The organism is Pararoseomonas sp. SCSIO 73927, assembly GCF_037040815.1.
GTDB lineage: Bacteria > Pseudomonadota > Alphaproteobacteria > Acetobacterales > Acetobacteraceae > Roseomonas.
In genome coordinates this window covers 3,564,069-3,586,653 of record NZ_CP146232.1, presented here as the reverse complement: position 1 = coordinate 3,586,653, position 22,585 = coordinate 3,564,069, and the positions used below count along the sequence as shown (strand labels likewise).

Annotated in this window: 21 protein-coding genes, 1 other RNA gene and 1 pseudogene; 15 read left to right on the top strand and 8 right to left on the bottom strand. The window is 73.7% G+C overall.

The features are described from left to right. The first annotated feature begins 96 nt into the window (after nt 1-96). Together VQH23_RS16870 and VQH23_RS16865 are read left to right on the top strand one after the other, a co-directional pair. Nucleotides 97-1,269 (top strand): Mrp/NBP35 family ATP-binding protein, encoded by a 1,173-nt coding sequence (locus tag VQH23_RS16870; protein ID WP_338661890.1) that lies wholly within the window; start codon nt 97-99, stop codon nt 1,267-1,269. A gap of 56 nt (nt 1,270-1,325) precedes the next feature. Further along, nucleotides 1,326-2,456, top strand: coding sequence for a hypothetical protein (locus VQH23_RS16865; RefSeq protein ID WP_338661889.1), 1,131 nt, complete (start codon nt 1,326-1,328; stop codon nt 2,454-2,456). Between the two features lie 2 nt (nt 2,457-2,458). Here the strand turns inward: VQH23_RS16865 and VQH23_RS16860 are convergent, their stop codons facing one another. The 5 genes from VQH23_RS16860 to VQH23_RS16840 form a co-directional block, all read right to left on the bottom strand. Further along, nucleotides 2,459-3,343: a PfkB family carbohydrate kinase gene (locus VQH23_RS16860; RefSeq protein WP_338661888.1), complete on the bottom strand. Its 885-nt coding sequence runs from the start codon at nt 3,341-3,343 to the stop codon at nt 2,459-2,461. Nucleotides 3,344-3,386: 43 nt separating this feature from the next. Beyond that, nucleotides 3,387-4,142, bottom strand: a complete 756-nt coding sequence (locus VQH23_RS16855; protein WP_338661887.1) for an SDR family oxidoreductase — start codon at nt 4,140-4,142, stop codon at nt 3,387-3,389. Between the two features lie 131 nt (nt 4,143-4,273). After that, nucleotides 4,274-4,591 carry a hypothetical protein gene (locus VQH23_RS16850; protein WP_338661886.1) on the bottom strand — a complete coding sequence of 106 codons (318 nt, stop codon included), beginning with the start codon at nt 4,589-4,591 and terminating at the stop codon, nt 4,274-4,276. Between the two features lie 19 nt (nt 4,592-4,610). Beyond that, entirely contained in the window at nt 4,611-5,549 is a 939-nt protein-coding gene (gene thyX / locus VQH23_RS16845) for an FAD-dependent thymidylate synthase (RefSeq protein WP_338661885.1), read from the bottom strand. A 109-nt stretch (nt 5,550-5,658) separates the two neighbouring features. Further along, nucleotides 5,659-5,865 (bottom strand): hypothetical protein, encoded by a 207-nt coding sequence (locus VQH23_RS16840; protein WP_338661884.1) that lies wholly within the window; start codon nt 5,863-5,865, stop codon nt 5,659-5,661. Nucleotides 5,866-6,058: 193 nt separating this feature from the next. Between VQH23_RS16840 and VQH23_RS16835 the strand changes: the two genes are divergently transcribed. Together VQH23_RS16835 and VQH23_RS16830 are read left to right on the top strand one after the other, a co-directional pair. Further along, nucleotides 6,059-6,418, top strand: a complete 360-nt coding sequence (locus tag VQH23_RS16835; protein ID WP_338661883.1) for a hypothetical protein — start codon at nt 6,059-6,061, stop codon at nt 6,416-6,418. Between the two features lie 122 nt (nt 6,419-6,540). Beyond that, nucleotides 6,541-7,044, top strand: a pseudogene (locus VQH23_RS16830) (dienelactone hydrolase family protein); the annotation flags it as partial. A 376-nt stretch (nt 7,045-7,420) separates the two neighbouring features. Here VQH23_RS16830 and VQH23_RS16825 read toward each other — a convergent pair. Next, on the bottom strand, nt 7,421-8,677 hold the full coding sequence (locus VQH23_RS16825) for a helix-turn-helix transcriptional regulator (protein WP_338661882.1): 1,257 nt from the start codon (nt 8,675-8,677) through the stop codon (nt 7,421-7,423). 205 nt (nt 8,678-8,882) lie between these two features. Between VQH23_RS16825 and ssrA the strand changes: the two genes are divergently transcribed. The 3 genes from ssrA to VQH23_RS16810 all read left to right on the top strand — a co-directional run bounded on the left by ssrA (nt 8,883) and on the right by VQH23_RS16810 (nt 11,891). Next, nucleotides 8,883-9,258: a transfer-messenger RNA gene (gene ssrA / locus VQH23_RS16820) on the top strand. A 123-nt stretch (nt 9,259-9,381) separates the two neighbouring features. Beyond that, nucleotides 9,382-9,906 (top strand): ClpXP protease specificity-enhancing factor SspB, encoded by a 525-nt coding sequence (locus VQH23_RS16815; RefSeq protein ID WP_338661881.1) that lies wholly within the window; start codon nt 9,382-9,384, stop codon nt 9,904-9,906. Nucleotides 9,907-10,244: 338 nt separating this feature from the next. Next, nucleotides 10,245-11,891 carry a fumarate hydratase gene (locus VQH23_RS16810; RefSeq protein WP_338666118.1) on the top strand — a complete coding sequence of 549 codons (1,647 nt, stop codon included), beginning with the start codon at nt 10,245-10,247 and terminating at the stop codon, nt 11,889-11,891. 40 nt (nt 11,892-11,931) lie between these two features. On the opposite strand, the gene VQH23_RS16805 is transcribed toward VQH23_RS16810, so the two are convergent. Beyond that, nucleotides 11,932-12,684 (bottom strand): carbonic anhydrase, encoded by a 753-nt coding sequence (locus tag VQH23_RS16805; RefSeq protein ID WP_338661880.1) that lies wholly within the window; start codon nt 12,682-12,684, stop codon nt 11,932-11,934. A gap of 158 nt (nt 12,685-12,842) precedes the next feature. Here VQH23_RS16805 and VQH23_RS16800 point away from each other — a divergent pair, with 158 nt between their 5' ends. The 7 genes from VQH23_RS16800 to VQH23_RS16770 all read left to right on the top strand — a co-directional run bounded on the left by VQH23_RS16800 (nt 12,843) and on the right by VQH23_RS16770 (nt 18,560). Beyond that, complete coding sequence (locus VQH23_RS16800) at nt 12,843-13,238, top strand: RidA family protein (protein WP_338661879.1); 396 nt, start codon at nt 12,843-12,845, stop codon at nt 13,236-13,238. Nucleotides 13,239-13,290: 52 nt separating this feature from the next. Continuing rightward, on the top strand, nt 13,291-13,695 hold the full coding sequence (locus tag VQH23_RS16795) for a VOC family protein (RefSeq protein WP_338661878.1): 405 nt from the start codon (nt 13,291-13,293) through the stop codon (nt 13,693-13,695). Continuing rightward, entirely contained in the window at nt 13,692-14,831 is a 1,140-nt protein-coding gene (locus tag VQH23_RS16790) for an alanine racemase (RefSeq protein ID WP_338661877.1), read from the top strand. Before VQH23_RS16795 ends, VQH23_RS16790 begins: the two co-directional genes overlap by 4 nt. 39 nt (nt 14,832-14,870) lie before the next feature. Continuing rightward, nucleotides 14,871-16,283: a class II fumarate hydratase gene (locus VQH23_RS16785; RefSeq protein WP_338661876.1), complete on the top strand. Its 1,413-nt coding sequence runs from the start codon at nt 14,871-14,873 to the stop codon at nt 16,281-16,283. A gap of 54 nt (nt 16,284-16,337) precedes the next feature. Beyond that, a complete protein-coding gene (locus tag VQH23_RS16780; RefSeq protein ID WP_338661875.1) occupies nt 16,338-16,988 on the top strand; it encodes a LysE family translocator in 651 nt (216 codons plus the stop codon). Between the two features lie 12 nt (nt 16,989-17,000). After that, a complete protein-coding gene (locus VQH23_RS16775; protein WP_338661874.1) occupies nt 17,001-17,222 on the top strand; it encodes a ribbon-helix-helix domain-containing protein in 222 nt (73 codons plus the stop codon). 345 nt (nt 17,223-17,567) lie between these two features. Then, entirely contained in the window at nt 17,568-18,560 is a 993-nt protein-coding gene (locus tag VQH23_RS16770; RefSeq protein WP_338661873.1) for a 2-oxoglutarate and iron-dependent oxygenase domain-containing protein, read from the top strand. A gap of 67 nt (nt 18,561-18,627) precedes the next feature. Here the strand turns inward: VQH23_RS16770 and VQH23_RS16765 are convergent, their stop codons facing one another. Continuing rightward, nucleotides 18,628-21,498, bottom strand: a complete 2,871-nt coding sequence (locus VQH23_RS16765) for an AsmA family protein (protein WP_338661872.1) — start codon at nt 21,496-21,498, stop codon at nt 18,628-18,630. A gap of 248 nt (nt 21,499-21,746) precedes the next feature. On the opposite strand from VQH23_RS16765, the gene VQH23_RS16760 reads away from it, so the two are divergent. Next, nucleotides 21,747-22,532: a TerB family tellurite resistance protein gene (locus VQH23_RS16760; protein ID WP_338661871.1), complete on the top strand. Its 786-nt coding sequence runs from the start codon at nt 21,747-21,749 to the stop codon at nt 22,530-22,532. Nucleotides 22,533-22,585 lie beyond the last annotated feature (53 nt).

Sequence of the window (22,585 nt, the reverse complement as noted above, 5' to 3'; positions counted from 1 at the left end):
GGGCCGCCCATATGGCATTCGCGGCCCTCTCCCCCTTGATCCGGGGGCGGGCCGGGCAGGTCGCCATGTTGGCGGGGATGCGGGGGTTTTCAAGCGATGGTGAGCGGGCTGGAGGCGGCGGTTCGGTCCGCGATGGCGGGGGTGCGGGATCCGGCGACGGGGCGGGACATCGCCTCGGCCGGGCTGCTCGGCGGGATCGCCGTGCGGGACGGGATGGTGCAGGTGGAGATCGCCGTGCCGCGGGAGCGGGCGCGGGAGTACGAGGCGGTGCGTGCCGCCGCCGAAGCGGCGGCGCGGGCGGTGCCCGGCGTGCGGGCGGCGACGGCGGTGCTGACGGCGCACCGGGGAGGCCCGGCCGGCGCCCCCTCCTCCGGCCCGGCGCAAGGGCAGGGCCAAGGGCCCGGGCATGGACACGCGCACGGTCCCAACCCTGGCGGCGGCCCTGGCCCCCAGGGCGGCCCGCGCGGGGCCATGCTGCTGCAGGAGGCGGGGGCGGTGATCGCCGTGGCCTCCGGCAAGGGCGGGGTGGGGAAGAGCACGACGGCGGTGAACCTCGCCGTCTCCCTGGCGCAGAAAGGCCTCCGGATCGGGCTGCTGGACGCGGATATCTACGGGCCTTCCCTGCCGATGATGCTGGGCGCCAATGAGCGGCCGCGGACCGACGGGAACCGGATCATGCCGGTGGAGGCCTGGGGGCTGAAGGCGATGTCGATCGGCTTCCTGGTGGACCAGGAGCAGCCGATGATCTGGCGCGGCCCGATGGTGATGGGCGCGCTGGAGCAGATGATGTCCCAGGTGGAGTGGGGCCCGCTGGACGCCATGGTGATCGACATGCCGCCGGGCACGGGCGACGCGCAGCTCACCCTCTCCCAGAGGGTCGCGCTGCGGGGGGCCGTGATCGTCTCCACCCCGCAGGACGTGGCGCTGCTGGATGCCCGGCGGGGCATCCGCATGTTCGAGAAGGTGAGCGTTCCCGTGCTCGGGCTGGTGGAGAACATGAGCTATTTCTGCTGCCCCAACTGCAACCACCGCAGCGACGTGTTCGGCCACGGCGGCGCGCGGGCGGAGGCGGAGCGGCTGGGGGTGGAGTTCCTGGGCGAGCTGCCCCTCACCCTCTCCATCCGGGAGCACGCGGATGCCGGGCGGCCGGTGGTGCTGGCGGCACCGGAGAGCCACGAGGCGGGCCTTTACCGGAGCATCGCGGACCGGGTCTGGGCCAAGGCGGGCGGGGCGCGAGGGACCGCGGGGCCACGAATCGTTGTGGACTAAACGATCCCCGGGCGAGGATCGTTACGGGGCCCGGGCGGGGCGAAGCTGGACCACGAATGGACGATGAAGCGGCGTGGGATGCGCTGGTCGGCGACATCTACCTCTCGGCCACGGACGCCGAGGCCCGGAGCCGCCTGCCCGGCGCGCTGGCGCGGATGGCCGGTGGCGCGACCTCGTCGCTGTGGAGGGTCGATCCGAGGACGGGGCGGCCCGTCACCGATCTGCTGACGAACCTGCCCCGGGAGGCGTCGCCGCTCTACCAGGCGTATTTCCACCGGCTCGATCCCTGGATGGGTCCGGCCAGCCGGATCGAGACGGGCCGGGTGGCGCGCGGGGCGGAGCTGATCGCCGACGAGGAGCTGGCGCGCACCGAGTACTACAACGACTTCGGGCGCCACCTCGACACCTTCCACGTGGTCGGGGCCTGCATGACGCTCGGCAACGACCCTTCCGGGACGGTCGGCACGGTCTCGGTGCTCAAGCCGCGGAACCACGGGGCCTTCTCCGCGCAGGATGCGGCGCGGCTGCAGCGGCTGGTCCCGCATCTCCGGCGGTCCTGGCAGATCTGGCAGCAGATCTTCGTCCCCGGCGGGCCCGTCATGTCCTTCGCCTGGGACCGGGGCGTGGCGGCGGTGCTGGACGGGCTCGGCACGGCGGCCGTGGTGACGGACGGCCACGGGCGCGTCCGCCAGGCCAACGCCGCCGCGGAGCGGCTGGACACGGCCGGCGCGCTGCGCCTGCACGGGGCCGCGCCCGACCGGGTGCTGCGCCTGGGGAGCGAGGGGGAGACGCGCCGGCTGCACGCCGCGATCGCCGATGCGGCACGGGGAGGCGCGGGGATGGAGGGCCTTCTCCCTCTCGGCCCGGCGGGGCCCTGCCGCCTCACGGTCTCGCCGCTGCAGGCGCACCTCGCGGGCGGGACGGGCTGGGTGCTGGTGCTCATCACCCCCGAGGTGATGACGCCGGACGAGGCAAGGCTGCGCCGGGCGCAGCGGCTCTTCGGCTTCACCCGCAAGGAGGCGGAGGTGGCGATCGCCCTGGCCGCCGGGAAGTCCCCGGCCGAGATCGCGGAGGAGCGGGGGGTGCGGATCTCCACCATCCGCACCCAGCTGGTGAGCGCGCAGGAGAAGGCGGGCGCCGGGGACCTGCGCGGGCTCGCGATCCGGGTGACGCTGCTGCGGGACTGAGCTCAGCCCGCGCGGAGCAGCGCCTCCGTCTCGGCCGCCGTCGGCATGGCTTCCGCGGCGCCCGGGCGGGTGCAGGCGATGGAAGCAGCGGCCGCGGCGCGGCGCATCGCCGCCTCAAGCGGTGCCCCGCGGGACAGGGCGGCGGCCAGGACGCCGCACCAGGCATCGCCGGCGCCGGTCGTGTCCACCGCCCGGACCGGGAAGGCGGGAATGCGCCAGCGCGCCCCCTCCCCCGCCGCTTCCGCCCCGGCCTCCCCGAGGGTGACGGCCACCGTGACGCCGAGGGCGGCGTGCAATCCGGCGGCGGAGGTGGCGCAGCCGAAATGGGCCGCCAGCCAGGCGGCCTCGTGCTCGTTCACCACCAGCAGGTGCAGGGCGCGGAGGGCATCCGGTTCCACCGGCACCGCCGGGGCGAGGTTGAGGATCGCGCGGGCCCCCTCCGCACGGGCGCGGCGGATAAGGGCGGCGTTCTCCGCGGCCGGGACCTCCATCTGCAACAGCACCACCTCGCCGGGGGCGAGCGGCGGCACCTGCGCGGCCCTCGCCAGGGCATTGGCGCCGAGCGAGACGGCGATCCCGTTGCGGCCTGCCGCGTCCACGCAGATGCAGGCGGCGCCGGTGGGCGCATCCGTCACCGCCACGGCCGAGAGGTCGGCCCCGGCGGCGCGCAGGGCGGAGAGTGCGGTCTCCGCCATCGTGTCGCGGCCCACGGCGCCGGCGAAGCGCACGGCCGCGCCGTCCCGCGCCGCCGCCACGGCCTGGTTGGCGCCCTTGCCACCCGGCAGCGCCCGCCAGGGGCCGGCCAGCACCGTGTGGCCCGGCCCGGGCAGGGTCTCCACGGGGAAGACGAGATCGGCGTTGGCGGAGCCGAAGACGGTGACGCGCATGCGCGCTTGTCGGGCGGCCGGGCAGCGCTCGCAAGCCGCGCCGCTATGCCTGGGGCGGCTGGCCGTTGGAGGCCGAGAGGCCGCCATCCACGGGCAGGTTCACGCCGGTGACGTAGCGGGCGTCATGGCCCGCGAGGAAGGCGATGACGTCGGCGATGTCGGCCGGGTCGGCGGGGCGGCCGAGCGGCGTGCGCTCCCGGAACTTTGCCAGCAGCCCCTCGTCGCCCTTCATGCCCTCCGTCATGTCCGTCAGGGTCAGGGCGGGGTTCACGGCGTTCACGCGCACGCCCTTGGGGCCTAGCTCCATCGCCACGGCGCGGGTGAAGTTCGTCACGGCGCCCTTGGCGGCGTTGTAGATGCTCATGTCCCAATCCCCGCCGAGGCCGGAGACGGAGGAGACATTGACGATGTTCCCCCGCGTGCTCACGAGGTGTGGCACGGCGGCGCGGGTAAGGAAGAAGACGCCGTCCAGGTTCGTGCCCATGACCTTGCGCCAGTCGGCGGTGCTGGCCTCCGCCACCGGGCCGCTGGCGTGGACGCCGGCATTGTTCACCAGCACGTCGAGCCGGCCGAAGCGCTCCACCGCGCGGTTGACCAGGAAAATGCACCCCTCCTCATCGGAGACGTCGGCCTCCTCCACCAGGGTGCGTTCGGCGGGCAGATCGCCGGCCACGCGATCCAGCTTCGACCGCGTGCGGCCGGCCAGCACCACCGCGTAGCCGTCGCGCGAGAATCGCCGCACCGTCGCCTCGCCGATGCCGGAGCCCGCGCCCGTCACCAGAACTACCTTCTCCGCCATCACCGCCTCCGCTGCGCGCCGTGCGGACAACGCGCGGAGGAGGCGCGGGTGGCGCACCCAGTGCTGGCAGCAGGGGTGCGGGCGGCAGGGGCGCGGGCGCTAGGGATGCGCCCGCCGCCGGTGCCGCGACGTCAGCGCGCGGTGGCGCGGCCGAGGGCGAAGCCGCCGATGACGGCGCCGAGGATGACGGCCCAGATGTCGCCCAGCACGGCGGCGGCGATGGGCAGGAGCACGAGGACGGAGAGCACGATCACCGCGACCCCGAGCCAGGAGGCGCCGCCGAAGAGGCGCGGCAGCCAGCCTCCGCCCGCCGGGGGAAAGGCGGCGGCCCTCGGCCTGGCGGCCGCCTTTGCCTTCGCCGGGGGTTTGGCGCGCGGGCGCGCGGGCCTCACCGGCCCCGGCGGGGCCTTGGCGGGTGCGCCGCCGGCGCGGGCGGGGGGCTTGCCCATGGGGAGCTCCGGGGCGGGATCAGGCCTCGCGGCCGAGCACCGTCATCAGCTCGCGCCACTCGCGCTTGGACAGGCCGCTGCCCTCCTGCTGCGGGTCGCGCCCGTCCAGCATGCCCCGCACGGTGGCGAGCATCTGGGCGGAGAGGGTGACGGCGCCCTGGCGGTAGTCGCGGAAGGCCTCGTAGGTCAGGGGAACCCAGGCGCGCACCGTGTCCAGCATCGCCTCCGCGTAGACGCGGATCTCGTACTGCGCGTGGGCGTCGGCGCGCAGGGAGAGGAAGTTCAGGAGGTTGTGGAGGTCCGTCTTCCAGTACCACTGGGTGTAGGCGTTGAGGGTGAGGTTCATGCGGGCGAGCTCCCGCGCCAGGCCGCGCCGGCCCTCGTCGATCACGCGGCCCTCCGCGTCCTCGTTCAGCATGTCCAGGTAGTGGTCGTAATTGCGGGTCGCGTCCTCCCGCAGCAGGTCCAGCACGCGGGCGGCCTCATCGCCCTGCAGCACGCTGCCGCGGCCCTGGCGGTTCACGGCGGACTGGGCGGCGAGCTGCTCCGGGGCGGGCAGGTAGAACTCGCGGTCCAGGATGGAGTAGCGGGCGGAGTACTCGTTCACGTTGGACATGCGGTGGCGGATCCACTGCCGCGCCACGAAGATCGGCAGCTTCACGTGGTACTTGATCTCGCACATCTCGAAGGGCGTGGAGTGGCGGTGGCGCATGAGGTAGCGGATCAGGCCGCGATCCTCGTTCGCCGCCTTGGTGCCGCGCCCGTAGGAGACGCGGGCGGCCTGCACCACGGCGGTGTCGTCGCCCATGTAGTCCACCACCCGGATGAAGCCGTGGTCCAGCAGCGGGAGGGGGCGGAAGAGCATCGCCTCCAGCCCCGGGGAGACGGGGCGGCGGGTCTCGTGGCGCTGCGCCTCGGCCTCGGCCAGCTCCTGTCGCTGCGTCTCGGTGAGTTCCATCCGCATCCCCCTGCCCAGGGCAGGGGGTTTACCGGGGCGCGGGGCGGATCGCCAGCGGGGCGGGCCAGCGGGGCGGGCCAGCGAGGCCAGGCAGCGGGGCTGGAAGATGTCAGCGGGTGTTCGCGGAGGTGGCGGGAGCGGTGCTGTTGCCCGCGGGCAGCGTTCCCGCGCGCTGCTCCGGCGGCTGCGGGGTGTTGAGGCCCGGCGGGGGCGGCGCGGCGGCGCGGCCCGGCGCGGGATCGTTCGAGCAGGCGGCCAGGACACCGAGGAGCAGGAGGGCCGGGGCGGCGCGCCGGAGTGAGAGGGGGGCTGTCATCGGGGGGCCTCGCTGGCTGTGGGGCGGCGGGGGGATCCGTGGCGCCGATCTCCGAAACGCCGCGGCCGGGCGCGGGTTTGAGGCGCCCCGCGGAGGGAGGCGCCTCCTCCGATCGGAGGATGTGGGGCGGGGCCGGAGCCCGGCAGCCTCGGCCCGGCCGGGCGAAACGGTCCCGGCCGCCGGGAGAGCCCTCATGACCACCATCGCCACGCTTCGCGCCCCCTGGAGGGGGGCGGCCCTCGTCCTCCTCCTCGCAGCACCCGGCTGGGCGGCGCCCGGCTGGGCCCAGTCGCCAGGGCCTTCCGCCGCGTCGCCCGGCATCCTCGATGGAACCCCCTACGCAAGCTTGGGCAACCCCGGCCCCGTCGGTGCCGTCACCGGCCAGCCGGAGCACGACACCTTCGGCTACCTCGTCAGCCAGGCCTGCACGCCCCGCCCAGTGCTGTCGCCAGCGCCGCAGGTGGTGGGAGAGGTGACGGGCCTCGACGAGCGCGACACCTACGGCTTCGTGGTGCTGGGCGAGGCGCCCTGCCCCCCGCAGGGCGGGCGGTAAGCCTCGCCCCCGCCGCGCTCCTCCGGCCGGAGGAGGCGCGGACCCCGGCGGGGCGCCGAGGCTCCGCCGCCCCCTCCCGCCGGAGAACCTTCCGGGCGGGCGCAACGGCCGGAGATCCGCGCATGCCACGCCATCGTCGCCAACTTTCCTTCCTCCTCCCGCTCCTCGCCATCGGGGCCATCGGGGCCATCGGGGCGCTTGCCGCCGCGCCGGGCGCGCGCGCGGAGATGAACCAGTCCGTCCTGGTGCTCAGCCTCGCCCAGGCGGCGGACCCGCCGCGGCTGGTCCCCGCCCTGCTCACCCTGCCGCCCGGCGGGGCAGAGCGCCCGCCCCTCCCCGCCGTCGTCCTGGTCACCGACGCCTACGCGCTGGACGGGCGCGTGTCCGAACTCTCCGAGGTGCTGGTGGAGGAGGGATGGGCCACGCTCCAGATCGACCTCGACGGCAATTCCCCGGACGGCGACATCGCCTCCGGCCGGGCCCCCGGCATGATGTCGGACGATGCCTGGGACGGCGCGCGGCACCTGGCGGACGTGCTGGCGCACCTTGCCGAGCGGCGGGAGGTCGATGCCGGGCGCGTGGCCGTCGTCGGGCTCGGCTCCGGCGGGCGCCTCGCCCTCCTGGCCGGGTCGGAGGAGGTCTCCTTTCCCGTGCTCGGCCCCTACGGCCCGCGCTACGCCGCCCACGCCGCCCTCTACCCCGGCTGCGCGGCGCTGCGGGAGGACGGGTATGCCCTGCCCCAGCCCTGGTCCCGGGCGCCTGCCGCCCTCTTCGTGCCCGGCCAGGACACGCGCGAACCGCCCGGCAGCTGCGAGGCGCTGCGGCAGGAGCTGGTGGCCGCGGGGCGGCCCGCCGACCGCTGGCACGACTACCCGACGGCCAGCTACGGCTGGGACATCGGCGCGGCATATGGCGCCCGCCCGGTCCTCCTCCCCCTGCCCGGCGGAGGACGCATCCGGACGGAGGCGGATCCCAGCATCGCGGCCGACGCGGCCGGGCGGCTCATCGATTTCCTCCGCCCCCTGCTGGGCCGCCCCCGGAACCTTCCGGTGAACCTGGATTGGAGCCTCCCCGGGAGGCTCCCTGGGAACCTGCCGGGGAACTTGCCGGTGAACGTCCCGGGAATCCGTTGACGAGGCGGGCCAACGCCATCTGGGAGCGCAGCCCCGTCTTGTCGAAGCAGCTCGAGAGCTGCGTCTTGACGGTGGTGGGGGAGACGCCGAGCGCTGCGGCCACCTGGGGCACGCCGGCGCCGGCAGCGATGAGGGCGGCCACCCGCGCCTCGGCGCGGGTGATGCCGAGCGCCGCGGAAAGGGCGTCGCCATCCACCTCGCGCGCGGCGTCCGGATCCGTCACCAGGACCAGGGCGCGCGGGTTGCGGCCCATCTGCCAGATCGGGAAGGCCGCGGGCGGCAGGGGGATGATCGTGACGAGGAGCGGCGGCCGGCCGGAGGGGCGGGAGAGGAGGAAGGGGCCGGACAGCGCCGCCCCGGCATCCGACGAGACGGCCAGCGCCTCCGCGATCCGGCTGGAGAGGCGGCGGGTCTCGGCCGGCAGGGAGGCGACGAGCCGGAGGCCGCCATCGGCGCCGGCCGCCAGCCCGTCCGCGGCGCGCAGCACGGCCTCGGCGGGCGGGTTCGCGAGAAGAAGCCGGCCCGCCGCATCCAGCAGCAGGGCCGGGCCGGACATGGCCAGCAGCACCGCGTCCAGCTGCGCCCGGCCCTCCGCGTGGGGCGCCATGCGGAGCGAGATGTCCAGGCAGCGGTAGAAATGAGGCGCGAGGCGCCCGAGGCGGTGCGCGGCTTCCTCCGCCCTCTCCGCCCCGCGCCGGGAGAGGGTGATCCCAACACCGCCAGAGGCCCTGCCTCGCGCCATGGCGGGGTGGGTGAGCACGACCAAATCCTCGATCTTCTGGGGCAGGAGGAGGTCCGCGTGGACGACGGTCCGCCGCAGCATGGCGGGATCGACGTAGCGGCTGGCGATCGCCGGGCGCCCGGCCGGCGCCCCGGCTAGGCGCGTGGTCCAGGGATTGTCGATGTAGCGGGCGTCTCGCATGTAGAGGTCCGTGAGGTCCGGCCTCAGCCGCCCCGTGACGATCGCGGCGCGCCCCTCCTCCGGCGCGTTGAAGACGAGCATGCCGCCCGTGCCGCCGACATGGTCGGCGAGGAGGGCGAGGGCCTCGGACCACCGGTCCGGGCTCGCGGCGGCGGCGTAGAGGCTGTCCACCACCTGCCGGAGCGGGGGCTTCGCGGTAGCCATGGCGGGACGGTCCACGCTGCGTTGCGATGGCGGTACGATATCGCGGCCGGCGGCTGAGGGCGCGCCAGAGCCGCACGCATCACCTTGATGTGCTTGTAAGGGATCCTGACAGAGACCGTTCGGCGGCCGGCTGGGGCAGTGCTGCGCGCCGGGACTCCCGCGGCGCGCCCGGGCCGTGTCCGGGGCGGGCCGCCCGGCGCCCGCGCCCCTGTTCAAAGGGCGGGCGGGCGCCTATATCGGGTGTGCCGCCTTCGGGCGACTATGGTGATAAACGGCACGTGGAATAAGCGTTGTGGACCCGGGGGCAGTGCCCGGCGCCTCCACCATCCTGAACCGGGCTTATCGGCCCGGACCCCGAGAGGGGCCTTTCCGGCACGGGTTCTCCCGGCATGGGAAGCGGGGCACGGGGGCGAAACAGGCTCGACGCGCGCGGTAAAGACGTGTCCTTTGCCCGGCATTGTACCGCCGTTATCGGGCTAAATCACAAGTGCCAACGATAATGGTCGCGAGACCATGGCGCTCGCTGCCTAGAGATAGGTAAGCGCCGTCCGGGGGGAACGGGGCAACAGAATCCCCCCACTTTTTCCTGCTGCTTTCCACCTCTTGCGCTCTCGTGTCGCGCAACTAGGCCGCGCGCGCGCGTTGCCTTATGTTGCGGGCGACCGACCGATGATGACCGGACCAGCTTTGGACAAGACCAGCGCATGAGCGATTCCGCGCCGCCCCCCGAGAGCCTCCTGCCCTATGATCGCTGGACCGAGGAGGCCATGCGGAACGTGGCGCTCCGGGCGCTGGAGTTCGCGGCCAGGAACGGGCTGCCGGGCGAGCACCACTTCTACCTCACCTTTCGCACGGACCACCCGGAGACGAAGGTGCCGGGCCACCTGAAGGCCCGCTACCCGCAGGAGATGACGATCGTCCTGCAGCACCAGTTCTGGGACTTGAAGGTGGACCGGGGGGAGCAGAAGGTCTCGGTCGGGCTCTCCTTCGGCGGGGTGGCGGCGACGCTGGTGATCCCCTTCGCGGCGCTGGTGGCCTTCTGGGACCCGCATGTCCGGGTTGGGCTGCGCTTCGGCGACGCCGTGATCCCGGAAGCGGAGGCCGAGGCGGTGCCGGAGCCGGTGGAGCCGGAGAGCCCGCCCGCCCCGGAGGATTCCGCGGGCCGGGGCGACGCCCCGGCCCAGGTGGTGAGCCTGGACGCCTTCCGCCGGCGCCCGACCAAGGAATAGGATCCGGCGCCTCTTCCCGCCGACCGCGGGCGTTTCCATTTACGTTCTATCTGCTGGCGCGCCCGACAGGGCCGCGCTAACACCCGCTTCTCCTCCCGCCGCGCGACCGCCTGGCCGCGCGCGGCCCTTCGCCCCACGGGCGACCGGCCGCCGGGCCTGTCCCCCGCCGAACCCCAGAGGCCTCGATCTGGGGAGATCCTGTTGGAGCGCGCTTCGTGACCTCCCCCATTACCTCCTCCCCCGACCAGACGCTGGACGCCAACGCGCCGATTCCGCCCGGCCCGAGCAGCGCGGCCACGCCCGTGGCCACCCCTGACGGCGCCGAGGCGGATTCCGGCATGCCGGTGTCCCAGCGCAGCGCGGGTTTCCTGTTCAGCCCGATGTTCCCGCTGGCCGAGGACACCACGCCCTACCGCAAGCTGGAGATTGGCGGCGTCTCCACGATCGAGGTGGACGGCAAGACGATCCTGAAGGTGAAGCCGGAGACGCTGGAGGGGCTGGCCTTCCAGGCCTGCAAGGACGTGTCCCACCTGCTGCGCCCCGGCCACCTGCAGCAGCTGGCGAACATTCTGAAGGACCCGGAAGCCTCGGCCAACGACCGCTTCGTGGCGCTGGACCTGCTGAAGAACGCGAGCATCGCGGCCGGCGGCAAGCTGCCCATGTGCCAGGACACGGGCACGGCGATCGTGTTCGGCAAGAAGGGCCAGCGCGTCTGGGTGGAGGGCGACGAGGAGGAGGCCCTCTCCTACGGCGTGCACCGCACCTACACCGAGACGAACCTGCGCTATTCCCAAATGGCGCCGCTGACGATGTATGACGAGGTGAACACCGGCAACAACCTGCCGGTGCAGTTCGACATCTACGCTTCCCCCGGCGACTACCACGCGGACGAGTTCTTCCTGCAGTTCATCCTCAAGGGCGGCGGCAGCGCCAACAAGACCTTCCTGTACCAGCAGACGCGCGCCGTGCTGAACAAGCCGAAGCTGCTCGCCTTCCTAGAGGAGAAGATCAAGACGCTGGGGACCAGCGCCTGCCCGCCCTACCACCTCTCCATCGTCATCGGCGGCACCTCCGCCGAGACGAACCTGAAGACGGTGAAGATGGGCTCCACCCGCTACTACGACACGCTGCCGGACAAGGGCAGCAAGGCCGGCCACGCCTTCCGCGACCGCGAGCTGGAGGCCGAGATCCACAAGCTGACGCAGAATATCGGCATCGGCGCGCAGTTCGGCGGCAAGTACTTCTGCCACGACGTGCGGGTGATCCGCCTGCCCCGGCACGGCGCCTCGCTCCCCATCGGCATCGGCGTGTCCTGCTCGGCCGATCGTCAGATCAAGGCGAAGATCACGCCGGAGGGCGTGTTCCTGGAGCAGCTGGAGCACGATCCCGCCCGCTTCCTGCCCGACCAGACCGAAGGGCTGGAGGAGAGCGGGGAGGTCGTGAGGATCGACCTGCAGCAGCCGATGGAGGCGATCCGGGCGGAGCTGTCGAAGCACCCCGTGAAGACCCGCGTCTCGCTGAATGGCACCATCGTGGTGGCGCGTGACATCGCGCACGCCAAGCTGAAGGAGCGGCTGGATTCCGGCCAGGGCCTGCCGGAGTACATCAAGAACCACCCTGTCTATTACGCCGGCCCGGCGAAGACGCCGGAGGGGATGCCCACCGGTTCCTTCGGGCCGACCACGGCGGGGCGCATGGACAGCTATGTGGCGGAGTTCCAGGCCGCAGGCGGGTCTCTGGTGATGTTGGCCAAGGGCAACCGCTCCAAGGCCGTGACCAACGCCTGCAAGCAGTTCGGCGGGTTCTACCTCGGCTCCGTCGGCGGGCCGGCGGCGCGGCTGGCGCAGGACTGCATCCGCAAGGTCGAGGTGCTGGAGTACCCCGAGCTCGGCATGGAGGCCGTGTGGCGGATCGAGGTGGAGGACTTCCCCGCCTTCATCGTGGTGGACGACAAGGGCAACGACTTCTACGACGGGCTGGAGTGATCCAGCCCTCCGCGGCGCCCTTCCCGGGCGCCGCGGGCCTTCAGCCCTCGCCCAGCCAGCTCACGTCGCCCGTGCCGAGCTCGTAGCGGGCGGCGACCACCTTCAGCCTTCCGGCTCGGATCGCGTCCTGCAGGACCACGCTCTGGGTCTTGATCCGGCCGGCCACGCGGCGGGCATTCGCCGTCACGGCGTCGTCCAGGGCGATCGTGCCGTTCGGGCGCCGGGCGGAGAGGACGGCGGGGAGGATGGGCTGTACCATCTCCCCGATCACGCCGGGGAAGCTCGCCCCGCGCTCCACCACATCCAGCGCCGCCGCCACGGCGCCGCAGCTCTGGTGGCCCATCACCACCACCAGCGGGCAGCCCAGCACGCCCACCCCGTACTCGATGCTGCCCAGCGCGGCCGTGTCCACGGTGTTGCCGGCGTTGCGGACGATGAACATCTCGCCCAGTCCCCGCCCGAAGAGCAGTTCCGGCGCCACGCGGCTGTCGGAGCAGCCGACGAGCACGACGAAGGGCGCCTGCCCGCGGGAGAGGTCCTCCAGCGTCTTGTGGCCGTGCGGGAAGCTGAAGGGCTCCTCGTGCCGGAAGTCATCATTGCCCTTCTTCAGCAGGGCCAGGGCCTCGTCCGGGGTCAGGCGGGTGTGGGGCACCGGGTCCGCGGCGCGGGCAGGGGCTCGGGGGCCCAGCGCCGCGGCGAGCCCGCCGAGCCCGGCGCAGAGGAGGCCGCGCCGGCCCCCGGCCGCGTGCCGCGGAAGAGCCGGGCCGCAGCACTGGCAATTCGGTTCCGGCATCGCTTGGCTCCTACGGCCCCTACCTGATTCGCTAAGGTAAACCCTTGGCCGACGCGGCGCCATGCCGGCCATTGACCGCCCCGTTCCGCCCTGTCATCTGCCCGGGCACCTCTGACTCGCCGGGCACCCCTGCCAGGCCATCGCGACGGGAGGGCGACGTGCGACGCCTGATCTCCTCCGGTTCACGCTTCGAGCGCGAGATCGGCTATTCCCGCGCCGTGGTGGACGGGGATCTCGTCTTCGTCTCCGGCACCACCGGCTACGACTACGACACGATGACGATATCGGACGACGTGCAGGTGCAGTGCGAGCGGGCGCTGAAGAACGTCGCCTCCGCCCTCGCCCAGGCCGGGGCGACGCTGGAGGACGTGGTCCGCCTGATGTTCATCGTGCCGAACCGGGCGGACTGGGAGCCGTGCTGGCCGGTGCTGCGCCTGTACCTCGGGGAGATCCGCCCCGCCTCCACCCTCATCCATGCCGGGCTGCAGACGCCCGAGATGAAGATCGAGATCGAGGCCACGGCGCGACTGCGCCCCCGCCACCGCACCCCCTGATCCGCGGCCCCTGCCCCACGCCCACTGCCCCACGCCTAGAAGGACGAGAACGATGCGCTTCGCCGTGGACCGCCTGGACCACCTGGTCATCACCTGCCGCGACGTGGAGACCATGGCGAGCTGGTACCAGCGGGTGCTGGGGATGGAGCGGGAGAGCTTCGGCCCGCACAACCGCACCTCGCTCCGCTTCGGTGGGCAGAAGATCAACCTGCGGCCGGAGGGCGCCTCGCAGGAGGAGTGGTTCACCGGGGAATCCGCCCTGCCCGGCAGCCAGGACCTGTGCTTCATCGTGACCGTGACGGGCGATGACGTGGCGGCCCACCTGAAGGATTGCGGCGTCACCATCGAGCAGGGGCCGGTGGAGAAGATGGGGGCACTGGGCACGATCACCTCCGTCTACTGCCGCGACCCCGACGGGAACCTGATCGAGATCTCCTCCTACGGAGAGCCGCGTTGAGCGGGCCCTCGCCGGGAGGCAGCGTGGCGGACACGCCGCGGCTGCTGCTGGACCTGGCAAGGCTGGAGGCGAACGCGGCCCGGATGCGGGCGCGGGCGGAGGCGCTGGGGGTGGGCTTCCGGCCGCATTTCAAAACGGCGAAGTCCGTGGAGGTGCACCGCGTGGCCCATGGCGGCGGCACCGGGCCCGCCACCGTCTCCACGATGAGGGAGGCGGAGGTGCTGGCCGCCTCCGGCCAGGCGATGGACATCCTGCTGGCGGCCACGGCCGTGCCGGCCCGGCTGCCGCGGGCGGAGGCGCTGGCGCGGCATCACGGGACGCGGCTGATTCTCGTGGTGGACAGCCCGGAGATGGCGGGGCTGCTGGATGCTGCCGCCGGGGCGCCGCACGAGGTGCTGGTGGAGGTGGATTCCGGCGAGCACCGGGCCGGGGTGCCGCCGGAGAAGGCGCTGGCCGTGGCGCGGGCGGTCCATGGCTCCGGGAACCTGCGGATGGCGGGGGTGATGACCCATGGCGGCCATTCCTACGGCAAGGCCGACGAGGCCTCGATCGCGGAGGTGGCGGAGCAGGAGCGGGTGGCCACCGTCACAGCGGCCGAGGCCATCCGGGGCGCGGGGATGCCGGCGCCGATCGTCTCCGTCGGCTCCTCCCCCACCCTGCTGCACGCGCGGCACCTGGAGGGGGTGACGGAGATCCGGGCGGGGGTGGGGCTGTTCTGGGACCTGGCGCAGATGTCGCGCGGACAGTGCGGGTGGGAGGACCTGGCGCTCTCCGTCCTCTCCACCGTCATCGGGCACAATCGGGCCTCCATGTCGCTGGTGCTGGATGCGGGGGCGCTGGCGCTCTCCAAGGACATGACGGCCAACGCCTTCGCGCCCGGCACCGCTTACGGCACGCTGGGTGAGGCGGAGACGGGGGCGGCGCTGCCGCTGCACGTCCTGCACGCCTACCAGGAGCACGGGATGGTGCCGGTGCCGGACGAGTCCTGGTTCGCGCGGCTTCCGGTCGGTTCCCTGGTGCGGGTCTACCCCAACCATGCCTGCCTGACGGCGGCGGGGGGCTACGGCAGCTACGAGGTGCTGGACGGAACGGGTAACACGGTTGCGCGCTGGCCGCGTATCGACGGGTGGCACTAGGGGCTCGACGCGCGGGGGGCGATCCCCCAAGTGCCGGGCATGGCTGACAGCACCCGCACCGAAACCGATTCCCTCGGCACGATCGAGATCGCGGCCGACCGCCTCTGGGGGCCGCAGACGGAGCGCGCCCGGCGATTGTTCCGCATCGGCTCAGAGGTCTTCCCGCCGACGCTGATCCGGGCCGTGGGGCTGCAGAAGCAGGCCGCAGCGGAGGCGAACCTGGCGTTGGGGGAGCTGCCGCGCGACATCGCGGAGCCGGTGATCGCGGCGGCGAAGGAGGTCGCCGCGAACGAGCGGGATGCCGACTTCCCCCTGCCGGTTTGGCAGACCGGGTCCGGCACCCAGACGAACATGAACGCGAACGAGGTCATCTCCAACCGCGCGAACCAGATGCTGGGCCAGGAACTGGGCAGCCGGAAGCCGGTGCATCCCAATGACCACGTGAACCGCGGCCAGTCCTCCAACGACAGCTTCCCCACTGTAATGCATGTGGCGGCCGCCGAGGCCGTGACGAAGCATCTGGTGCCCGGGCTGGAGGTGCTGCGCGCGGCCCTGGCGAGGCGCGGGGAGGAGTGGGACGGGATCGTCAAGCTCGGCCGCACCCACCTGATGGACGCGGTGCCCGTGACGCTCGGCCAGGAGTTCCGGGCCTGGGCGATGATGGTGGAGGCGGGGATCGCGCGCGTGCAGGCGGCGCTGCCGGACATCCTCGCCCTGCCCCAGGGTGGCACGGCGGCGGGCACGGGGCTGAACACGCATCCCGACTTCGCCAGGATCTTCGCGGAGCGGATGGCGGCCCTTACCGGGCTGCCCTTCGTTGCCCATCCCAACCCCTTCGTCGGCATGGGCGCGCATGACGCCTTCGTGGCGCTTCAGGGGGCGATGAACAGCGTCGCCGCCTCGCTGAACAAGATCGCCAACGACGTGCGGCTGCTGGGCTCCGGGCCGCGCTCGGGCTTTTCGGAGCTGGTGATCCCGGCGGACGGCCTCTCCTCCTCCATCATGCCGGGGAAGACGAACCCGACGCAGTCGGAGGCGCTGACGATGGTCTGCGCGCAGGTGATGGGGAACACCACCACCGTGACGGTCGCGGGCACGCAGGGACACCTGGAGCTGAACGTCTTCAAGCCCGTGATCATCCAGGCCGTGCTGCAATCCGCCACCCTTCTGGCGGATGCGGCGGAGAGCTTCGCCCACAACATGGTGGAGAAGCTGGAGCCGAACCGGGAGCGCATCGCGGAGAACGTGGCGAAATCCCTGATGCTGGTGACGGCGCTGAACCCGAAGATCGGCTACGACAAGGCCGTGAAGATCGGGAAGACGGCGCTGGCGGAGAACCTGACCCTGCGTGACGCCGCGGAGAAGCTGGGCTTCGTGACGCCGGAGGACTTCGACCGCTGGGTGCGGCCGGAGGAGATGACGCGGCCGGGCGCCTCGCTCGCCGGGGGCTAGTCGCTCCCCTGCGCGGGGCTGGAACCGGGAGCGCGGGCTGGTAGGTTATCGGCCATGCCCGATCTCAGCCAGCTCGCCCTCTTCTCCGCCGCCGCCTTCCTCCTCGCCCTGACACCCGGGCCTGGGATCTTCTACGTTGCCGCCCGCACGCTCTCCGGCGGCCGCGCCGAGGGCATCGCCTCCAGCTTCGGCACGGGGCTGGGCGGCATGGTGCATGTGCTGGCGGGAAGCCTCGGCGTCTCCGCGATCGTGCTGGCGAGCGCGGAGCTGTTCACGGCGCTGAAGATGCTGGGCGCCGCCTATCTCGTCTGGATCGGCCTGCGTACCGTCTGGTCGGCGCGCCGGGATGCACAGGCGGTGCCCGGCGGTGGCGGCGCGCCCGTCGGAACCCGGCGAGCCTTCCGGGAGGGCGCGCTGGTGGAAGCGCTGAACCCGAAGACGGCCGCCTTCTTCCTCGCCTTCGTGCCGCAGTTCGTCGATCCGGCCGCCGGCGGGGTGGCGGTGCAGTTCGCGGTGCTGGGCCTCATCTCGGTGGCGCTGAACACGCTCGTGGATGTGGTGGTGGCCGTGCTGGCCGCGCGGGTCCGCAGCGGGGCGCTGGGGCGCCCGGGCCTGGTGCGCCGCCTGCGGGAGGCTTCGGGGGTCGCCATGGTGGCGCTGGGCGTCGGGCTTGCCCTGACCCGCCGCCCCGTTCCGGCCGGCTGATCCGGGGCCGCGATGGCCGGCCACCTCGTCAAGCGGTCCTTCACCCTCGCCGGGCACCGCACCTCCATCGCGCTGGAGCCCGAGTTCTGGGCGGCGCTGGAGGCGGAGGCGGCGCGGCGGGGGGAGAACCTGCTGCGCCTCGTGCTGGCGGCCGATGCGGCGCGGGACGATCCTGCGCTGCCCCTCGCCTCGGCATTGAGGGTGCTGGCCCTGCGGATCGCGCAGCGGGGCTGAGGCGGCCCTATTTTTGCTTGCGGCCCATGCGTGCAGCCCCCTATTTCTCGTCTCGCGAGTAGAAGCGGCCAAGGTCCTTCGGGACCCCGGGCATTGCTCCGACAGACGACCTGTCGAGGTGCCACATGCCCGCTTCCCTTCCGTACCCTCCGATGAACAAGCGGGCCGGACTTCATCCGGCACCGCGGCCGATGCACGGCCGCGGAGGACAGGGCGCCTGACACACGTTTCCCGCCCGCCATCCCGGCCGGCGGTTCACGGAGTAGAAGCGGCGGCCGCCCCCATGGGTGCCTGACATTGCTCCATCACACCGGCGGCCCGAGCGCCGCCCGATAGGAGAACCACATGTCCTACGCACTGAAGGAGCTGAACCGGGAGACGGGCTTCGGCGGGATGGGCACCACGAAGGAGCGGGAGGTCCTCGTCATCAGCCTCGCGAACTTCGAGGCCCGCAAGGCGGAGATCGCGGACGCGCTCTGGAAAGCCTCCACGGAGATCGGCTTCTTCCAGCTCTCAGACCACGGCATCCCGCTGGAGCAGATCGACGAGGCCTTTGAGATGACGGCCCGCTTCTTCGCGCTGCCGCAGGAGGTGAAGGCGAAGTACCCGATGGCCAAGGGGACCAACTACGGCTGGGAGTACAAGGCCCAGGTCCGCCCCTCCACCGGCACGGCGGACAACAAGGAATCCTTCCAGGTCACCGTGCCGAAGATGGCCGGCCTCTGGCCCTCGGGTGAGGAGCTGCCGGGCTTCAAGGCCTGCATGCTGGCCTTCGAGCGGGCGAACTGGGCGGTGGGCATGAAGGTGCTGTCCTGCTTCGCCGACAAGCTGGGCTTCCCCGCGGACTTCTTCACCGAGGCGCACGACCCGACCTCGCCCGAGTACCAGTCCACCCAGCGCCTGATCCACTACCTGCCGATGGTGGACGCGAAGCCGGAGGACTTCACGGGCTGGCGCGCCGGGGCGCACACGGACTACGACTGCCTGACGCTGCTGCACCAGCGCACGGGCCAGGGCGGGCTGCAGCTCTGCCCCGGCAGGGAGGCGGATGGCGGCGAGCTGGCCTGGACGGACGTGCCGCCCGTGACCGGCCTCATCACCTGCAACATCGGCGACATGCTGGCGCGCTGGAGTGACGGGAAGCTGCAGTCCAACCTGCACCGCGTGCGGATGCCGCGGGCGGACGAGTATCTGGGCCCGCGCTACTCCCTGCCCTTCTTCTGCCAGGCCAACCGCGACGCGCTGATCCAGGCGCCGACGGGGTCCGAGCCGCCGATCACGGCGAAGGACTTCCTGGACATGCGGATCGCCGCGAACTTCGCGAAGATCGGGATGTGAGCGGCGGGACATGAAGCCCGGGGGGGGGCCGGAGGGGAACGCCCCCTCCGGCCCTTTCCGTTTCAGGTCACTGCTGTGCCCGCCACCGCAGCCAGGCCGCCAGTTCCGGCAAACGCCGGGGCGCGGCGGCGGGGCCGGTCAGGCGGATGCCGACCTCCGGCACGGGGTCGGCCGGCTTCTGCGTCGCGGTAAGGTCGAGGGCGGCGCGGGCCAGGTCCAGCTCGCCGCGCAGGGTGAGGGCCACGCCATCCCCGCCCGCCGCGCCCTCGGAGAGGGTGGCGCGGCCGGCTTCCAGCGCGGCGCGGAGGGAGAGGGTGGCGAAGCCCGTGCTGCCGGAGGCGAGGGCGGCGCGCAGGGCGGCCTCGTCCCCCGCCGCGGCAGCGCGGCCGGCTGCTGCGGCGTCGAGCCCGGAGAGGGTGCCGCGGCGGATCGTCGCGGCCGCCTCGCCGCCGAGGGTGGCGAGAAGGGTGGCGGGGCTGCTGCCCGTGGCGGAGAGGCGGAGTTCCGCATCCGCCTCCCCCGCCGCCAGGTCCAGCGGCAGGCCGAGGAGCGGCCCCGTGATGCCGGCGCCGCGCAGGGTGGCCGCGGCCGAGAGGCGTGGCGCGTCGCCGGCCGCGTCCAGGGCGGCGCTGCCGCGCAGCGTGCCCCGGTCCAGGGCTGCCTCGACCTCGTCCAGGGCCAGGGCGCCCTCCCTCAGGCGCAGCCGGGCGCGCAGCTCCCGCGCGGCGGGCAGGCCGGGCAGTTCCAGCCGGGCGACGGAGAGGGCGAGCTCGGCATCGGCGCCGCGCAGGGCGGCGAAGGGAATGGGATCGCTGCCGCGCCAGGGGGCCTCGGGCAGGGCCACGGCCTCGGCGGCGACGCGGCCGGTCAGGCGTGGGCGGGCCCCTTCGAGGGCGAGGGCGAGGGCACCGCCGGCCCGCAGGGCGCCGGCCACGAGGTCGAAGCGCTCCGCCGAGACGCCCCCCGCCCCGGCCGTGCCGGAGGCGACGAGGGAGAGGGAGCCCTCCCCGATCCAAGGCGCCACCCCCTCGCCTCGCAGGCCCAGCGCGTCGTCCAGCAGCCGGGGCGCGCCGGGATGGCGGAGGGTGATACTCCCCGTCGCGCGGCGGCCGGGCAGGTCCAGGATTCCGGCGGTCTCCAGCCGCGCCTCACCCAGCTCGGCGCCCGCCTGCAGCGCCAGGGCTTCCGGCGGGCCGCCCCCGGTGGCGCGGAGGGTGACCGGCTCCCCCGCCAGCCGGGTGCCGTCCGGCCAGGCGCCGGGCAGTAGGGCGAGGAGGGCGCGGGCGTCGCGGGCGGAGAAGTCCAGCACGGCATCCGACAGGCGCGGGCTGGGGCCGAGCAGGGCGGTGCCGGAGGCGGACAGGTCGCCGCCGGCCAGGGCCCCGGCGAGGCGGCGAAGGGTGAGGCGCCCGTTCTCCAGCGCGGCGTCCAGCGAAGCGCGCTCCAGCACCGCGCCGCGCCAGCGGGCGCGCTCTGTCGCCAGGCGGAGGTTCGCGTCGATCCCGCCGAGGAGGCGGCTGGCGGTGGGCCAGTCCAGCCCCGGGCGCAGCCAGCCCTCCAACTCCAGCGCGTCCAGCGTGAGGCCGAGGCCGAGGGCGGGGCGGGCGCCGAAGCGCAGCACGCCGGCGCCGGAAATGCGGGTGCCGTCCAGCGTCGCGGAGAGCTCCGGCACGGCGATGGAGCCGGGCTCCAGCACCAGCCGCGCCCTTCCCTCCCCCTCGCGCAGGCGGCCGGGGGCGAGCCAGGCGGTCCAGCCCTCGCCGGAGGGGGCGATGAGGGGGGCCACCGCCTCCACCGTGCCGCGCAGGTCGGTGCCGGAGAAGCGCAGCGCGGCCTCCAGCCTCTCCCCGGCCGTGGCCCCGTTCAGCTCCACGCTCGTCCCGCCCGGCAGGATCGCGGAGACGTCGGAGAGGGTGAGGCGGCCGCCGGCCGCGCCCCCATCCCGGAAGACGGCGGCGCGCAAGCGGCGCAGGGCCACGCCGCGGAAGTTCGCCGCCTCCGCCGAGAGGTCCAGCCCCAGCGGCAGGGCGGAGGGGCGGGTGCGGAGCGCAGCGAGCCAGGGGTCCAGGTCCAGCCGGCTGGCGAGCAGCGCCGCGTCCAACCGCGGCCGGGGCGAGAGGCGGAGGGTGAGCGCGCCGCGCGCCGGGCTGCCGCCGATGTTGAGGGTGAGGTCGTCCGCCGCCAGCAGGTCCGCCGCCACCGTCAGCCGGCCGCGGGCGCGGAAGGCGCCAGGCGGGCCGGGGACGAGGGCGCTGAGGTCGGGGCCGGAGGCCTCCACGCTTCCCTCCACCGTGCCCTCCGGCGTCAGCACGCCGCGGGCGGCGATGGCGGCGTTGCCCATGGAGAGGCTCAGGTCGGCGGGGGTGTAGCCGTCGTAGCCCGGGCGGCCGATCCCGGCCTCGAAGCGCCATTCCAGCCCGCCCCAGGCGAAGCGGCCCTCGGCGCGCGTGCCCTGGGTGGCGTCCCCGGCGGTCAGCCGGGCCTGCACGTTCTCCAGCCGCATGCCGCCGATGACGACGCGGCTGTCCACGAGCTGGGCGGAAAGGGCGGAGAGGCTGCCTGGCAGGTTCGCGGCATCGGCGGGGGGCCAGGGCAGGCGCAGCTCCGCGCCGACGATCGCGATCTCCCGCGGGGCGATCCGGCCGAGGAGCAGGGCGCCGCCATCCACCCGCAGCCGGAGGGAGGCGGCGGCGAAGCCCAGCCCGTCCCCGGCATCGCCGAGGGTAACGCCCTGCGCTTCCACCACCGGATAGGGAAGGAGGCGCAGGCGGACGGGGCCGTGCAGGAGGACCGGGCGGCCGATGCGGGCGGCCGCCAGCTCGGCGAGCTGGGCGCGCCGCGCGGTCCAGTCCGTGAAGAGGGGGGCGGCCCAGAGGGTGCCGAGGAGTGCGGCGAGGAGGAGGACGAGGCCCGCGCCGGCCAGGAGGGGGCGGCGCATGCTAGGCCGGCCGGGCTCTGTCCGAGGCTGGACGGGCTCTGCCCGGGGCCGGCCAGGCCGTGCCCGGTTCCGCCCCGCCCATGCCCGCCGCTCCTGACACCCTGCCTCCGCCCTGCCGGGACCTCGATTCCCTGTTGCCGGACCATGCTTGACGCGGGGGCGGGGGGCAAGGAAGCGCGCTTCCGCCCCGGCGGGTTTCCGGGCATAGGCTTAGGCGACTCGGTGGACGAGGTGCGTTCGGGCGACCCATGGGGTTCTGGGGCAAGATCATCGGCGGCGCGGTGGGTTTCGCCATGGGCGGCCCGGTGGGCGCCGTTCTCGGCAGCGCGCTGGGCCATGCGGCGGATGAGGGCACGCTGGGGCGCGGCCTCAACATGGGGCTGCCGGGCCTGGACGGGGCGCGGGTCGCGGCCATGCTGGGTTCGCGGGAGAGCCTTTTCGCGGTTTCCGTCGTCGTGCTCTCGGCAAAGCTCGCCAAGGCGGACGGGCCGGTGAAGCGCGAGGAGATCGACGCCTTCAAGCGCGTCTTCCACGTGCCGCCGGAGAACATGCGGGAGGTGGCGCAGCTCTTCGACCGGGCGCGGGAGAGCGCGGAGGGCGCGGAGCCCTACGCCGATCGGCTGGGATCCGCCTTCGCAGGGGAGCGGCCGGTTCTGGAGGACGTGCTCGGCGCGCTGTTCCGCATCGCGGAGGCGGACGGGGCGGCGAACCGGGCGGAGCTGGCCTTCCTCGGCGGGGTGCATGCCCGCTTCGGGCTGGACGCCGCGTCCTGGGAACGGGTGCGACTGGGCCGGCCCAACCCGAACTCCCCTGCCCTGGCCCCGGAGGGGCCGGACCCCTACGCCGTGATGGGCATCCCCCGCGGTGCCACGGACGAGGAGGTGCGCGCGACCTGGAAGCGGCTGATGCGGGAGAACCACCCGGACAGCATGGCCGCGCGCGGGGTGCCGGCGGACCTCGCCCGCAAGGCGACGGAGAAGGTGGCGGAGATCAACGCCGCCTGGGACCGGATCAAGCGGGAGCGCGGGATATGAGGTGCCCCCCGTGACCACCCGGCGCGGCCCCCTCCCCGGCAACCGGCCGGGCA

Coding starts and splice junctions, on each gene's coding strand:
- VQH23_RS16855 (WP_338661887.1), bottom strand. CDS start 4,142: ATGGCGGAGAAGGTAGTTCTGGTGACGGGCGCGGGCTCCGGCATCGGC.
- VQH23_RS16810 (WP_338666118.1), top strand. CDS start 10,245: ATGCCGGTGTCCCAGCGCAGCGCGGGTTTCCTGTTCAGCCCGATGTTC.
- VQH23_RS16805 (WP_338661880.1), bottom strand. CDS start 12,684: ATGCCGGAACCGAATTGCCAGTGCTGCGGCCCGGCTCTTCCGCGGCAC.
- VQH23_RS16780 (WP_338661875.1), top strand. CDS start 16,338: ATGCCCGATCTCAGCCAGCTCGCCCTCTTCTCCGCCGCCGCCTTCCTC.
- VQH23_RS16840 (WP_338661884.1), bottom strand. CDS start 5,865: ATGACAGCCCCCCTCTCACTCCGGCGCGCCGCCCCGGCCCTCCTGCTC.
- VQH23_RS16835 (WP_338661883.1), top strand. CDS start 6,059: ATGACCACCATCGCCACGCTTCGCGCCCCCTGGAGGGGGGCGGCCCTC.
- VQH23_RS16865 (WP_338661889.1), top strand. CDS start 1,326: ATGGACGATGAAGCGGCGTGGGATGCGCTGGTCGGCGACATCTACCTC.
- VQH23_RS16770 (WP_338661873.1), top strand. CDS start 17,568: ATGTCCTACGCACTGAAGGAGCTGAACCGGGAGACGGGCTTCGGCGGG.
- VQH23_RS16850 (WP_338661886.1), bottom strand. CDS start 4,591: ATGGGCAAGCCCCCCGCCCGCGCCGGCGGCGCACCCGCCAAGGCCCCG.
- thyX (WP_338661885.1), bottom strand. CDS start 5,549: ATGGAACTCACCGAGACGCAGCGACAGGAGCTGGCCGAGGCCGAGGCG.
- VQH23_RS16815 (WP_338661881.1), top strand. CDS start 9,382: ATGAGCGATTCCGCGCCGCCCCCCGAGAGCCTCCTGCCCTATGATCGC.
- VQH23_RS16775 (WP_338661874.1), top strand. CDS start 17,001: ATGGCCGGCCACCTCGTCAAGCGGTCCTTCACCCTCGCCGGGCACCGC.
- VQH23_RS16860 (WP_338661888.1), bottom strand. CDS start 3,343: ATGCGCGTCACCGTCTTCGGCTCCGCCAACGCCGATCTCGTCTTCCCC.
- VQH23_RS16795 (WP_338661878.1), top strand. CDS start 13,291: ATGCGCTTCGCCGTGGACCGCCTGGACCACCTGGTCATCACCTGCCGC.
- VQH23_RS16765 (WP_338661872.1), bottom strand. CDS start 21,498: ATGCGCCGCCCCCTCCTGGCCGGCGCGGGCCTCGTCCTCCTCCTCGCC.
- VQH23_RS16760 (WP_338661871.1), top strand. CDS start 21,747: ATGGGGTTCTGGGGCAAGATCATCGGCGGCGCGGTGGGTTTCGCCATG.
- VQH23_RS16785 (WP_338661876.1), top strand. CDS start 14,871: ATGGCTGACAGCACCCGCACCGAAACCGATTCCCTCGGCACGATCGAG.
- VQH23_RS16825 (WP_338661882.1), bottom strand. CDS start 8,677: ATGGCTACCGCGAAGCCCCCGCTCCGGCAGGTGGTGGACAGCCTCTAC.
- VQH23_RS16870 (WP_338661890.1), top strand. CDS start 97: ATGGTGAGCGGGCTGGAGGCGGCGGTTCGGTCCGCGATGGCGGGGGTG.